Raw genomic sequence first — 14,001 nt, 5'->3', positions numbered from 1 at the left:
GGCGCCAGGGCCCGGCGGCCCGGCGGCTCAGCCGTCCGGCAGGCAGTCGGTCCGGGTCTCGATCGCCCGCAGCACGGCCGCCATGTCCTCCCCGCCGTACCCCAGCTCCGCCGTCTCGGCGAAGAGGGCGTGGCAGACGTCCAGCAGCGGCGAGGCCACCCGGGCCGCCCGGGCCGCCTCGGCGATCAGCCGGTTGTTCTTGAGCACGTCCGCGATCGCGGCCTGGACGGAGAAGTCGCGCGCCAGCAGCTTGGGCGCCTTCATGCGGGAGACGGCGCTGGCCATCGGCCCGGCGTCGAGCACGTCCAGGAACAGCTCGCGGTCCAGGCCGTGCCGGTCGGCGAAGTGGAAGGCCTCGGCGAGCCCGGTGACCGTGGTGATCAGGAACAGGTTCACCGCCAGCTTCGTCAGCAGCGCCCCCGGGACCGGACCGCACTCGAACACCCGCCCGCACATCGGCGCGAGCAGCGGGCGTACGGCCGCCACCACCCCGTCCTCCCCGGCCAGCATCGCCACCAGCCGCCCCTCCTCGGCGGGCACCCGGGAGCCGGAGACGGGCGCCTCGGCGTAGTCGCCGCCCGCCGCGCGCACCTCGGCCGCCAGGGCGCGCGAGTACTCGGGAGAGGTCGTCCCCATGTGGACGACCGTGCGCCCGGCGACGCGCGCGGCGAACTCCGGGGTGCCGCGGGCCAGGACGGCGTCGATCGCGTCGCCGTCGGCCAGCATCAGGAAGACGGTACGGGCCCGGGCGAAGACCTCGGCCGGGCCTGCCGCGACCTCCGCCCCGGCGGCGCGCAGCGGTTCGCTCCGGGCGGCGGTGCGGTTCCAGACGGTCAGCCGCTCCCCCGCCTCCCCCGCCGCCCGCGCCAGATTGAGGGCCATGGGCTGTCCCATGACACCGAGCCCGATGAATCCCGTGCCCATCCCGCACCACCGCTTCCCTCGATTATGACGGTCGTCATAGTAGCGGCGTCCCGACACCGCCACAGCCGGTCCGGGCGGCGTCTATAAGCTGACCGAAGCCCCCGAGGCGGCAGCCGCCCGCCCGGTTCACCGATCGTCCGGAGGTCCGCCATGCCGGGTACCGAGCGGGGGCCGCGCGAGCGGATGGTCTTCAGCGCGGCCCAGCTCATCCGCCGCGGCGGAGTCGCCGCGGCGGGCATGCGCGAGGTCGCCGCACACGCGGACGCGCCCCGCGGCTCGCTCCAGCACTACTTCCCCGGCGGCAAGGAACAACTGGTCAACGAGGCCCTGGCCTGGGCGGGCCGCTACGCCGCGAAGCGCGTCGACCGGTTCCTCGCCGAGCTGGCCACGCCCTCCCCCGGCGCCCTGTTCGCCGCGATGGCCCGCCAGTGGACCGACGAGCTGGAGCGGACCGGCTCGCTGGCCGGCTGCCCGGTCGCCGCCGCGACGGCGGACCGCGCGGACGCCTCCGACTCCACCCGCGAGGCGGCCGCCGCCGCCTTCGCCGCCTGGACCGCCCCGGTGGCCCGGGCGCTGACGGCACTGGGCGTACCGCGGGAGCGCGCCGAGCCCCTGGCCACCGTGATGATCAGCGCCCTGGAGGGCGCCATCGTGATCGCCCGCGCCGAACGGGACCCCCGCGCCCTGACCACCGTCGTCCGGGAGCTCACCCCCCTGCTGGACGGCGCGGCCGTTCCGGACCGGGATCCCGCACGTCCCGATTCGGCCACAGAGACCGGGCCGTTGACCGCATAACCTCATCAACTCGCTCGTTCCGGCCCTAAAGTTGACCGGTCACAGCACCGCGCACCGGGGAACGGAGCAGCATGGAAGAGCGTTCGGCGTCCCTCGACGAGGCCACCCTCCCCTTCTGGGTCGAGGTCACCGAGGAGGACGAGGAGGAGCAGGACGACTCCATGGGCCTGGTCCGCCGGAGCGGCGACGCCGTACTGCGTTCCGTTCCGCTGGGCGCGCTCCGCAGGAACCTGGCGGAGACCGTCGACGCCCTCCAGAAGCTCTTCGCCGACGTGGAGGCGCGCGGCGGCGCGCTCCCGCTGGCCGAGGCCCAGCTGTCGTTCCAGGTGACCGCGAGCGGCGGCGTCCAGCTCATCGGCACCGGTCAGATGCAGAACGCGCGGGGGCTGACCCTCACCTTCCGCCGCCCGTGAGCCCGTGGACCCGCGAGCCCGTAGGACGCCCATGGCCCGGCACAAGGCGCTGCTCATCGGCGCGAGCGAGTACGACGACCCGCACATCGGCTCCCTGCCGTTCGTCCCCGGCGACCTCCAGCGGCTGGCCGAGGCCCTCGCCGAGCGGGGCTTCGAGTCGGCGGAGACCGCCGAGTCGCCGCGCGGCATCACCCCCAACCTCGTCAACCGGGAGGTGGGCCGGTTCCTGCGCGAGGCCGGGCGCGGCGACACCCTGCTGATCGTCCTCAGCGGACACGGCCAGCACTTCCAGGGCAGGGACTACCTCGTCCCCGAGGACGCCGGCTTCGACATCCGGCCCTTCGCCGAGAGCTGTGTCGAGATCGGCTGGCAGCGCGAGCTGGAGAACTCCCCCGCCGCACGGGTGGTGTTCCTGATCGACGCCTGCCGCGAGGGCCTGGAGACGGACACGGACACCATGGCTCCGCCCCCCGGCGTCGGCGGGTGGAGCAGGCGGAAGATCGAGGCCAACCTCAGGCGCAAGGTCGCGTACGTGTACGCCTGCTCACCGGGGCAGCTCGCCCGGTTCGTCCGCGAGAAGGACACCGTGCGGGACGGCGCCGCCCCCGGCACGGAGCCCGGCGCGTCGTTCAGCCTCTTCTCCCGGGCGGTCCGCGACGTGGTCGCCGGTCACCGGTACGCCCTGGACCTCGGCGGGTTCGAGGAGGCCGTCCAGGAGCGCATGGACGAGCTGCGCGCCGCGTACGGCAAGCCGCGGCAGGACGTCCGGGTCCGCACCGACACCGAGAAGCGGGAGTTCGGCGTCCTGCCGGGGCCGACGCGCGAGGTCCGGACCCATCCCTGGGTCGGGGCGGTGGAGACCCATCCGGCCTGGCACCGCACCGATCCGGAGCGCGCGGCCGCCCTGGACGCCATGAAGGAGGTCTGCACCGCGCTCGCCGCCCGGCTGGCCGAGGTCTGCGAGCGGGCCAACACCGCGCTGGCCGAGGACCCCTGGTACGACGGGGAGCTGGCGAAGCGCGCGGGCGACCGAATGGGCTTCCTGCTGGGAAAGGTGAACGGGGCGGAGCGGCTCTCCCCGAGCGAGGCCGGGCTGCTCGTCCTGCTCCCCCTCCTCCACCAGGCGTTCTGGGCCCAGGAGGCCGCCCGCCGGGCCGATGTCCCCGCCGCGTACGCCGCCGGCCACACCCCGGAGGGCGACCGCTTCCGGGCCTTCGTGCAGCGGTACCCGCGACTGCACCGCAGGCTCCGCCGGATCGAGCAGACCGACCGCCGGGACGGCTCGGACGGGCACGTCCTGTGGTGGCTGTTCCACCGCTGGCTGCTCCAGCAGCCCGACGTGTACGCCCCGCCGTCCTTCAAGGAGCTCGTCGGCACCCTCACCGCCGATCCGGAGCACCGGGAACGTCCGGCGTGGATCCACGACACCCTGGCCGCCGAGCGGCTGCTGCGCTTCGTGAAGGACCAGCGCACCACCCCGTTCGCCGTGCCCCGGCCCGGTGACCTGGAGGAGTGCGCACTGATCGCCGCCAGCACCGCCGACGAGCACGAGCTGCGGGAACCGCTGGTGGCCTGTCTCACCAAGGCGGCGCAGGCGCTCGCCGTCGACCCGGTCGACCTGCCCGAGGTCGTCGTGGAGCACCTCGGCATCTCCGACAGCGTGGACCTGGCCGAGCTGCGCACCACCCTGCGCTCCTCGCAGTGGACCCCGTCCGGTGTCGGACGCGTCCTCAATGCCGTCTGCGGGCACCCGGCCGTGGAGATCGCCCTCCACGACCACGCCGGACGTGTGGACTGCCTGCTGCGCGACATCAGCCGCGCCGCCTCCGGCCGCACCGCCCCGCTGGCCCCGCTGAGCGGTCTGCCGCCGTACGCCAACGCCGACCGCGTCCGCCTGAACGGCAGCACCCCCGAGGAGCTCTCGGCGGGCATCCGCTTCCATCTGGCCGAGGACCGCGTCCAGGAACTGCTGATGGGCGAGGAGCTGTACGGCGACCGCGGCCTGGCCGTCCGCGAGCTGTACCAGAACGCGCTGGACGCCTGCCGCCACCGGGAGGCCCGTACGGCCTACCTGCGGCGCACCGGGCGCGAGCTGCCGGAGTGGAAGGGGCTGATCGAGTTCACCCAGGGCACGGACGAGGACGGCCGCCCGTACCTGGAGTGCCGCGACAACGGCGTCGGCATGGGTGTCAACGAGCTCAGCCGCACCTTCTCCCAGGGCGGCGCCCGTTTCGTGGACCTGCCGGAGTACGTGGAGGAGGCGGCCCAGTGGGCGGAGCTCGACCCGCCGGTGGAGCTGTTCCCCAACAGCCGCTTCGGCATCGGCGTGCTGAGCTACTTCATGCTGGCCGACGAGATCACCGTGCACACCTGCCGGCTGGGCCGCGACGGGCGTCCCGGCCGGGTGCTGAGGGTGACGATCGCGGGTCCGGGCAACCTGTTCCGCATCGAGGACCGGGGGCCGGGCGACTGGGCGGGCACCCGGGTGCGACTGCACCTGACACCGCAGGCGGCGGGGACGTCGTGCGTGGACGAGCTGCTGAAGGTGCTGTGGGTGGCGTCCTACCGCACCCGGGCCGTGCACGGCTCCCGTACGCACGAGTGGGTGCCGGGGGAACTGGACGCGAGGGCCGTGGAGTACGAGGCGAGGGGCCGCATCACTCCGCCGATCCCGTTCTTCCCCTCGTCGCACCCGGGCCTGTGGTGGACCTCCGAGGAGGGCAGGCTGCTGGCCGACGGCCTGGTGCTGAGCCAGCAGACCAGCGGACCAAACCCGCTCCCACCGTACGGCGCGATCGTCGACCTCCGCGGCCGGTACCGCCCCGAGCTGACCGCCGACCGGAGGGCGGCCCGCTCCTACGACGCCTCCCACGTCGCGGCGGTGCTGCGGACGGCCGCTCCCCTTCTGATCGACACCGCACGGCCCGTGGTGACACCGGCCTGGTTGACCGAGGTCTGCCAACGCGTCCCGGTCATCGCCGACGAGGTGGCGGAAGGCGCCGTGCGGGCGAACATCGACTGGCCCGTGGGCGATCATGAGCTGTCGTTCGGGCTGGTCGGTTTCTTCCCGCCCGACAGGACACTGCTGCATCTGCTGACCGGGGAGCACGGGGCGTTCCTGGAGAACCCGCCCTGGCCCGCCTCGCTCGTGCGCACCCTGCCCGAGCCGGTCCTGCGCCGGCGCCTGCGGACCCTGTACTCGGCCGTGGACCGCGCCGGTGTCCCACGGCTCGCGCGGGCGACGGCACCATCCTGTCCCGCCCTGCCCTCGGATCTGATCCTGCTGAGCACCGACTGCCGCGAAACCGGGCTGGCATGGGACCGGCCCCCCTTCCGCTGGATCCCCCGTTCCCTACCAGGTCCCGGTGCTCTACGCGAGAGCGGCTGGGTGGCCTTGCAGGACTTGTTCTTCTGGCGGTCGCCCGCTCAGCCCCTCGGCCCGGCCGACATCCTCCGCTGCGTCCAGGCCACCGGGCACCCGGCGGCCCAGGTGGTGGAAAGGCTCGGCCGACTCGGCTTCCCCGTCTCGCTTCCGGACGGCATGGAGACGGTGACCACCGAGGACCTCCCCCTGCTGAACGTCCCGGGCTCGTCCCACCAACCGCCGGATCCCGGTGTCCCGCTGTCACCGGCCCGGATCTCCTACAGCGCGGCCCTGGCCGGCCGCTCCCCGGCCGAGGCCGCGGAGCGGCTGGCGGCGCTCGGCCACCGCGTGTCCGCCGGAGCGCTCCGCACCCGCCCGTGGTCCCCGGAGGACCGGAGAGTCCTGGCGGAGCTGTGGCAGTGGCACGAGCACGACGATCCGGTGGAGTGGGACCGGGAGGTCTCCACGGCCCGGATCGTGCGCACGGCCTTCGAGGCGAGACGCTCCGTGCGCTCGGTGGTCGGACTGCTCGAAGAGGCCGGTTTCACCCCGTCCCCCGGGGCGGCCGGGGTGGACTTCCTGCACGACGACGACCGGGTGCTGCTCGGCCACCGCCCCCCGGTCGACCGGCCCGTTCCCCGGTTCCTGCTCGCCCTCGGGGCGTCCCGCCTCGGCTGCGGGGAGTCCGAGGTCGCGCAGCGGCTCCGCCGGCTCGGTTACGAGGTGCCGGACCGTCGCCCGGAGCACGGCCGACCCACCGGGGAGGACATACGGGTCTTCGAGGCCCTCGTCGGTCTCCACTTCCTGCGACTGGCGGAGGGCGAGGTGCTGAGCGCCGCCGTCTTCGCCCATCTGCTGCGGCAGGTGTCGGCCAGCACCGTCCCGGAGCTGGCCGGACGGCTGCGCGCCGCGGGGTTCCGCCTCGCCCCGGACACCGACTTTCTGAACCGCCTCAGCAAGAGGGACCTCGAAGCGCTGGCCAATATGCCCTACCTCACCAGGCCGTCACGTTTCGACCCCGTCACACCGGAGCGGCTGTACGCCGCCGCACTGCACACCCACCGCACCATGGCGGACGTGGCCGCCGACCTCGCCCGGCTCGGGCTGGAGGTCCGGCCCGTCCCGGAGGAGTTCCGGCGCGACATCGAGCAGGAGGAGTTGCTGTACCGCTCCCTGTCCTCCATCGGCCTGGTCCCGGCGGTGCCGGCGCCGCCCGGCTCCCGGATCTCCCTGCCCGCCCTCGCCTGTGCCGCCATGCGCGCCCGTACCACCTTCCACACGGCGGCCCGCACCGCCACCCGCCTGGGGATGTCCCACGAGGCCGAGGACTGGTTCGAGGAGCCCGGGGAGGAGACCGCGCCCGTCTCCGCGCAATGACGTGTCCAACATTCCCGACGGGGAGGAATGCTGTCGCCACCTGCGGTGTTGTCGGCTGACATGCCCAGACCCACCACCGGCGCCAAGCCCCGCATGCCGCTCGCCGTCTACGTCCTCGGCCTGTCCGTCTTCGCCCTCGGCACCTCGGAGTTCATGATCGCCGGGCTGCTCCAGCCGATGGCCCGCGACCTGGACGTGTCCATTCCGCGGGCCGGGCTGCTGGTGTCCGCCTTCGCCATCGGCATGGTGGTCGGGGCGCCGGTGCTGGCCGGGGCCACCCTGCGGCTGCCCCGCCGCACCACCCTCGTCGCGCTGCTGACCGTCTTCGGGCTCGGGCAGGTGGCCGGGGCGCTGGCGCCGACGTACGAGGTGCTGTTCGTCTCCCGGGTGATCAGCGCGCTGGCCTGCGCCGGGTTCTGGGCCGTGGGCGCGGCGGTGGCCGTGTCGCTGGCGCCCGAGGGCGCCAGGGCCCGGGCGATGTCCGTGATGATCGGCGGACTGAGCGTCGCCAACGTGCTGGGCGTACCCGCCGGGGCGTTCCTGGGGCAGCAGGCGGGCTGGCGGTCCGCGTTCTGGGCGGTGGCCGCCCTCTCCGCGATCGGCGTGGCCGGGGTGCTGACTCTCGTCCCCCGCTCCGGACCGCCCACCGGCGCCGACCGGCCCGTGCTCCGCCGGGAGCTGCGGATCTACCGGGAGGGCCAGGTGTGGCTGACGCTGGTCCTCATCGCGCTCAACGCCGCCGCCACCTTCTGCCTCTTCTCCTACCTCTCCCCGCTCCTCACCGACACGGCGGGCCTGGACGAGAGCTGGGTGCCGACCGTACTGGCGCTGTTCGGGGTCGGCGCGCTGCTCGGCACGGCCATCGGCGGCCGGGTCGCCGACGGCCGCCTGTTCGGCACCATGTACACCGGCATCACCGCCACCACCGCGGCCCTGGCCCTGCTGGCGCTCACCGCCCACATCCCGGCTGCGGCCGTCGCCCTGGCGGTGGCGCTCGGCGTGACGGCCTTCTTCACCGCCCCCGCGCTCAACGCCCGGATGTTCGAGGCCGCCGGTGCCGCTCCCACCCTGGCGGGCGCGACGAACACCTCGGCGTTCAACATCGGCAACACCATCGGCCCCTGGGTGGGCGGCCTGGTCATCGGCGCGGGCCTGGGGTACAAGGGCGTCGCCTGGGCCGCCGCGCTGCTGTCCGCCGCGGCCGTCGGCACCACGTTCGCCGCCTCCCGGCAGTACCGTCGTACGGCCGCCTCCCGCAAGGTGGCCGGCTCACCGCCCGAGGGCGCGCCCGCGCGGGCCGCCGGACCGGCGGTCTGACGGATGGTAGGCCCGGCGAATCCCGGGAACACGGCCCCTCCGGGAGGGGCCGCCCCCGACGGCCCACACCCGCCGACCGCGGTCGGCGACCTCCGGTGACGGAAGGACACACCCTGATGGACGTGCGTACCAAGAACAACATCACCGTCACCGGCCGGGACGACGGACCGGTGATGATGCTGGCCCACGGCTTCGGCTGCGACCAGAACCTGTGGCGCCTGGTGGCGCCCGCCCTGGCCGAGGAGTTCAAGGTGGTGCTCTTCGACCACGTAGGCTCCGGCCACTCCGACCCGGCCGCCTGGAACCCCGGGCGCTACTCCTCGCTGGACGGGTACGCCGAGGACGTCCTGGAGATCATTCACGAGCTGGACCTGCCCCCGGTGGTGTTCGTCGGGCACTCGGTCAGCTCCATGGCCGGGGTGCTGGCGGCGATACGCGAACCGGAACGGTTCGCGAAGCTGGTGCTGCTCACGCCCTCGCCCAGCTACCTCGACGACGGCGACTACCGGGGCGGCTTCAGCCGCGCGGACATCGACGAACTGCTGGAATCGCTGGACAGCAACTACCTGGGCTGGTCGGCGGCGATGGCACCGGTGATCATGGGCAACCCGGACCGGCCCGAGCTGGGCGAGGAACTGACCAACAGCTTCTGCCGCACCGATCCGGAGATGGCCCGGGTCTTCGCCCACACCACCTTCCTCTCCGACAACCGCGCGGACCTGTCGAAGGTGCGCGTGCCGACCCGGGCGATCCAGTGCGTGCCGGACGCGATCGCCCCGCCCGAGGTGGGCGAGTTCGTCCGGGACAGCATCCCCGGCTGCGAACTGGTCACCCTGGACGCCGCCGGGCACTGCCCGCAGCTGAGCGCCCCCGAGGCCACCACCGAGGCGATCGCCTCCTTCGCCCGGACCCGGTGATGAGCGCCGCGGGACCCGGGCCCGGTCCCGGAAGAGACGGCGGCGCGGGAAACGGGAGCCCCGACGACGCCGCCTTCTCCGCCCTCCTGGAGGACAGCGTGGAGGACCTGTACGAGAACGCGCCGTGCGGCTACCTGTCCACCCTCATGGACGGGAAGATCGCCAGGATCAACGGCACCCTGCTGAACTGGCTGGGCCGCACCCGCGAGGAACTGGTCGGCCGCCGCACCTTCGCCGACCTGCTCACCGTCGGCGGGCGGCTCTACCACGAGACCCACTTCGCCCCGCTGCTGCGCATGCAGGGCCACCTCGGCGGCATCGCCCTGGAGATGCGCACCGCTTCCGGCGAGCGGCTGCCGGTGCTGATCACCTCCACCGTCAAGACTTCCTCCGAGGGCCGCCCCCTGCTGATCCGCACCACCGTCTTCGACGCCCGCGACCGCCGCGCCTACGAGCAGGAGCTGCTGCGCGCCCGCCGGGCGGCCGAGGCCGAGCGTGAGCACGCCGTACAGCTCGCCCGCACCCTCCAGCGCAGCCTGCTGCCCCCGGTGCTGCCCGAGGTGCCGGGCGCCGAGGTCGCCGCGCACTACCACCCCGCCTCGGCGGACGAGGTCGGCGGCGACTTCTACGACCTGTTCCCGCTGGCCGACGGCCGGTGGGGGTTCTTCCTGGGCGACGTGTCCGGCAAGGGCGCGGAGGCGGCGATCGTGACCTCCCTGACCCGCTACTCCCTGCGCGCCGCCGCCGTCCACGACCCCGATCCGTCCAGGGTGCTGACCGCCCTCAACACCCTCCTGCTCCACCAGAACGACTCAAGCCACGACCCGCGCCACTGCACGGTCGTCCACGGGGTGCTCGCCCCCGGCGAGCACGGCTGCTCCCTCACCCTGGCCTCCGGCGGCCACCCGCCGGCCCTGCTGCTGCGCGCCGACGGCACCGCCGACTACCTGTACACCCCCGGCGGGCAGCTCGTCGGCGCGCTGCCGGAGGCACGTTTCACCACCGTCGAGACCCGGCTGCGCCCCGGCGACACCCTGCTCCTCTACACCGACGGGCTGACCGAGGCCCGCACCGACGAGGACCGCGGGCGCTACGGCGAGGAGGCCCTGCTCGACTTCGCCGGGGAGCTGGCCCCGGCCGGGGCACCCGCCGCCGTCGCGGCGGTCACCCGGCTGCTGGACGGTTTCGGCGAGGGCCTGGACGACGACACCGCCGTCCTGGCCCTGGGCGTCCCCGCCTCCGGCGACGCGCCCCACGGCGCCCGCCGCCGCGGCGCGGGGCGGCCCGTCCGGACGGGGTGAGGGGTGCCCTGGGCGGGCACGGGGGTGCGTGCCCGGGCTGTGCCCGGGGTGCGGGTTCTGTGGGTGCGGGGGTCGGGGCCGGTCCGGGGCGACCATTCCGGACGGCATGATTTACGGCCGTTGCCGCCCCACGTTCTGTTGCTCGCTCATCGGCCGCAAATCACGCTTGAGTGTCCGGAACGGTCACCCCTCCCCGTCCCCTCCCGCCGTCGCCCGACTGCCGGAAGTACGCCACTGCACGTCTCCTGCGGGACCGGCCGCAGCGACAACTCCCGCACACACCCGGCGCCTGCGTGGCCGTAGACCACCGCCCGCCCGGCACACAGCAGCCGGCGCGTACGGCCGGTGCCCGCCTCGTGCGCCCAGGTGAGGAACCGCGCGGCAGCCGGCCCCGGACTCGCCGCGATCCGCACCGCCCGCTCCCCCGCCCACCACTGCACACCTCCCCCACCTGCGGCGAGAAGCAGTCCCCCAGAGGGAACATGCCCGGCCCGGGCACCCCGCAGCAGGCGACGACCTCGGCCCGGTACGCCACCGGTCCGCTCACCCTTCTTCCGCCGGGCCGGCCGGCAGCACGGTGAACCACACCCACTTACCCCCGGCACACACGTGCAGCCCAGCCCGTCGGCCATCTCCCGCAGCAGCCACAACCCCCGCTCGGAATCCCACTGGGGCACCCGCTGCGACCGGTCGAACAAGCGCACCAGCGCTGTGCCCCGCCCCTGACGCACCTCCAGCCGACACCGCCGGCCGGCCACGTGCCGGCACACATTCGCCAGCAACTCCCAGACCCCCAGCCGCGCCACCTCCACCGCCGCCCGGGCCCCGCCCACGGCCCGCACCACCGCCGCGACCTCCCGCCGCCACACCTCGGTCTCCCACGCCTCAGCGGCTATCTCCCAGGCGCAGAAGTGCCGGTCCTCATGGATGCGCGCGGAGATGGTGATGGAGCCTCCAGCGAAGGGATGGCGTGCCTCAGCAGGACGCACAACCACTCTCGGCAACGATTTCGGCGCCGTACGTCACCGCCAGGGCGGGCTACCCGATCTACGAACCGCAAGACAGGAAACTGCAAGTTCTCACTTATCCACCCTGCGAAGCATTGTTCAATTCTATTTCTGATCTACAGATTGCAAGGGGACATTCATATTGGCGCCGATATCGCCTGAAACGGGGAAGGACTGATGGGACGACCCGTCACCACGGTGCGCAGGATGCGCCTGGGTATGGAACTGCGCCGTCTGCGGGAGCAGGCGCAGGTCTCACAGATCAATGCGGCGGAGGCCATCGACGGCAGCGATGCCAAGACCAGCCGTGTCGAGTCGGGCAAGACCGGCCTGAACCGGCTGGAGTTGACAGCACTGCTCGATCTCTACGGAGTCACCGACGAGCGGTTCCGCTCCGGCCTGCTGGAACTGAACCGCACCAGCCGTCAACGCGGCTGGTGGCAGCAGCGGAGCGACATCGTGAACCCACAACTCCAAGAGCTGATCGAGCTGGAGTCCACCGCATCCCAGATCTTCGAGTACGAGGCCATCGTCATTCCCGGTCTCTTCCAGACCGAGGAGTACGCACACGCCGTCATCAGCGGCTTCCCACCGCCGCACAACCCGCCCATCGGGCAGGCCGTCCAGATCCGTCTGGAACGACAGAAACTCCTGGAGCGTGACGACGCACCGCGCATCATCTGCATCCTCGACGAGGCGGTCCTGCACCGCCAGGTGGGCACACCGAAGACGATGGCCGCTCAGCTCCGAGCGCTCAAGAAGGTCAACAATCCACCGCGCCTCTCAATCCAGGTGATCCCCTACACCTCAGGGGCACACACGGGTACCGACGGGAGCTTCCGCCTCTTCACCTACCCGGCTCCGGCCGACATGGACATCTGCTTCCCGGAGCAGAAGGCGAGTAGGGTCTTCATCGAAGAAGAGACCGGCCTGGAGCCTTACCGCGTCGCGGCGGAACACCTTCGCACGCAGGCACTGTCATCGCCCGAGTCGATGAGGCTGATCGCCGGTATCGCGGCGGAGTTCGACGGTAAGGGCTGACACCATGCGATACGACCTGCCGACCGAACGCTGACAGAAGTCCAGCTACTCCAACGGCGGAACCGGCAACTGCGTAGAGGTCCACGTCACCGACGACGGCCTGATAGCCGTCGGAGACAGCAAGGACCGTTCCCTGGGCCCGTTCGTCTTCCCCTTGGGCGAGTGGAAGGCATTCGCGAACACGCTCAGGACAGAGCCGAACGCCCCGTAGCCGGAGCGACCGCCAACCACGGGGCAGGCGTCAGGGCCGCGACACCGCCGGAGACGGCCGACCGGGACTCGAACCGGCAGCCGGGCGACGGCGGGAGGGGACGGGGAGGGGCGACCGTTCCGGACACTCAAGTACTATTTGCGGCCAATGAGCGGGTGACGACGCGTGGGGCGGCAACGGCCGTAAATCGTACCGTCCGGAATGGTCGCCCCGGACCGGCCCCGACCCAGCACCCACCCCGCCCGCACCCCGCACCCGAGCCCCACCGGCCCGGCCGGAAACGGGGTGCGGACCGCCGGTGCGGTGGTGTGTGCTCGGGGGTATGGCGATCGTGTTGGGCAAACCGGGAGTCGACGAGCTGAACGAGGCCGTGGGCGTACTGCGGGAGTGGCAGCACGACGGGGCGCCGGTGCAACTGCATCCGGGAGACCTGGGCTGGTTCTGGCGGTCAGGCGCGGAAGCGACCGCCGCGGCGGTCAGGACGTGGCGCCGGGACGGACGGATCCTCGCCGTCGGACTGCTGGACGGTCCCGGGCTGCTGCGGCTGGCGGTCGCGCCGGACGCCCAGCGGGAGGAGGAACTGGCACGGCAGTTGGTCGGGGACGTGACCGAGCCGGAGTGCGGCGCACTGCCCGGGGGAAGGGCCAGCGTCGAGTCGCCGAGAGGCGCACGGGTCCAGGATCTGCTGTCCCAGGAGGGCTGGAAGACCGACGAGCCGTGGACACCCCTGCGCCGCGACCTCACGCACCCGGTGAACGACCCGGACGTGCGGATCGAGGTGGCCGGACCGGAGCGGGCGCGCGTGTTCGCCGCCGTACTCCGGGCGGCGTTCGACAGGTCGAGGTTCACGGCCGAGCGCTGGCACGCGATGGCGGCCGGATCGCCGTACGCCGACGCCCGGTGTCTGCTCGCGTACGACGACCACGGTGACGCGGTGGCGGCGGTGACGGTGTGGTCGGCCGGTCCGGGCAGGCCCGGGCTGCTCGAACCGATGGGCGTGCACCGGGAACACCGCCGTCGCGGCTACGGCAGGGCGATCACCCTCGCCGCGGCGGCCGCGCTCCGGGAGCTGGGCTCGTCGAGCGCGATCGTCTGCACCCCGAGTTCCAATACCGGCGCCGTCGCCACCTACCGGTCGGCCGGCTTCCGGCAACACCCCGAGGTCCGGGACCAGTACCGGGACGCCCAGGTGCCGGGATCGTGACATCGGATCAGGCGCGGGATATCCGGTGGTCGCCGGACCGGCTGACGGGCAGGCTTCAGGTCATGGACTCCCCGCTCAACGACGTGCCGAGCCCCACCAGGCGCGGCCCCCCCCTCGACGCCCCCACGCG

At 73.0% G+C, this 14,001-nt stretch carries 9 protein-coding genes and 1 pseudogene; 9 read left to right on the top strand and 1 reads right to left on the bottom strand.

What is annotated here, in order from left to right; translation table 11 throughout:
- Nucleotides 1-27: 27 nt before the first annotated feature.
- Nucleotides 28-924 (bottom strand): NAD(P)-dependent oxidoreductase, encoded by an 897-nt coding sequence (locus tag V1L54_RS02430; protein ID WP_330116145.1) that lies wholly within the window; start codon nt 922-924, stop codon nt 28-30.
- 150 nt (nt 925-1,074) lie between these two features.
- On the opposite strand from V1L54_RS02430, the gene V1L54_RS02425 reads away from it, so the two are divergent.
- From V1L54_RS02425 to V1L54_RS02385, 9 genes and pseudogenes are all read left to right on the top strand, one after another.
- On the top strand, nt 1,075-1,719 hold the full coding sequence (locus V1L54_RS02425) for a TetR/AcrR family transcriptional regulator (RefSeq protein WP_330116144.1): 645 nt from the start codon (nt 1,075-1,077) through the stop codon (nt 1,717-1,719).
- A 71-nt stretch (nt 1,720-1,790) separates the two neighbouring features.
- On the top strand, nt 1,791-2,132 hold the full coding sequence (locus V1L54_RS02420) for a Pepco domain-containing protein (RefSeq protein ID WP_330116143.1): 342 nt from the start codon (nt 1,791-1,793) through the stop codon (nt 2,130-2,132).
- 31 nt (nt 2,133-2,163) lie between these two features.
- The gene (locus tag V1L54_RS02415) at nt 2,164-6,873 is read left to right on the top strand and encodes an HD domain-containing protein (protein WP_330116142.1); all 4,710 of its coding nucleotides are present in this window, start codon (nt 2,164-2,166) and stop codon (nt 6,871-6,873) included.
- 60 nt (nt 6,874-6,933) lie between these two features.
- Nucleotides 6,934-8,190, top strand: coding sequence for a Cmx/CmrA family chloramphenicol efflux MFS transporter (locus V1L54_RS02410; protein ID WP_330116141.1), 1,257 nt, complete (start codon nt 6,934-6,936; stop codon nt 8,188-8,190).
- Between the two features lie 116 nt (nt 8,191-8,306).
- Complete coding sequence (locus V1L54_RS02405) at nt 8,307-9,107, top strand: alpha/beta fold hydrolase (protein WP_330116140.1); 801 nt, start codon at nt 8,307-8,309, stop codon at nt 9,105-9,107.
- Nucleotides 9,107-10,408 (top strand): SpoIIE family protein phosphatase, encoded by a 1,302-nt coding sequence (locus tag V1L54_RS02400; RefSeq protein ID WP_330116139.1) that lies wholly within the window; start codon nt 9,107-9,109, stop codon nt 10,406-10,408. Before V1L54_RS02405 ends, V1L54_RS02400 begins: the two co-directional genes overlap by 1 nt.
- 1,184 nt (nt 10,409-11,592) lie before the next feature.
- The gene (locus tag V1L54_RS02395) at nt 11,593-12,456 is read left to right on the top strand and encodes a helix-turn-helix domain-containing protein (RefSeq protein ID WP_330116138.1); all 864 of its coding nucleotides are present in this window, start codon (nt 11,593-11,595) and stop codon (nt 12,454-12,456) included.
- A 46-nt stretch (nt 12,457-12,502) separates the two neighbouring features.
- Nucleotides 12,503-12,667 (top strand): annotated as a pseudogene (locus V1L54_RS02390) (DUF397 domain-containing protein); the annotation flags it as partial.
- A gap of 322 nt (nt 12,668-12,989) precedes the next feature.
- Nucleotides 12,990-13,871 (top strand): GNAT family N-acetyltransferase, encoded by an 882-nt coding sequence (locus V1L54_RS02385; protein ID WP_330116137.1) that lies wholly within the window; start codon nt 12,990-12,992, stop codon nt 13,869-13,871.
- Nucleotides 13,872-14,001 lie beyond the last annotated feature (130 nt).

This window comes from Streptomyces rubellus (assembly GCF_036323805.1).
Lineage (GTDB): Bacteria > Actinomycetota > Actinomycetes > Streptomycetales > Streptomycetaceae > Streptomyces.
The sequence above is the reverse complement of the archived record's forward strand: the minus strand, read 5'-3'. Positions and strand labels throughout refer to the sequence as shown.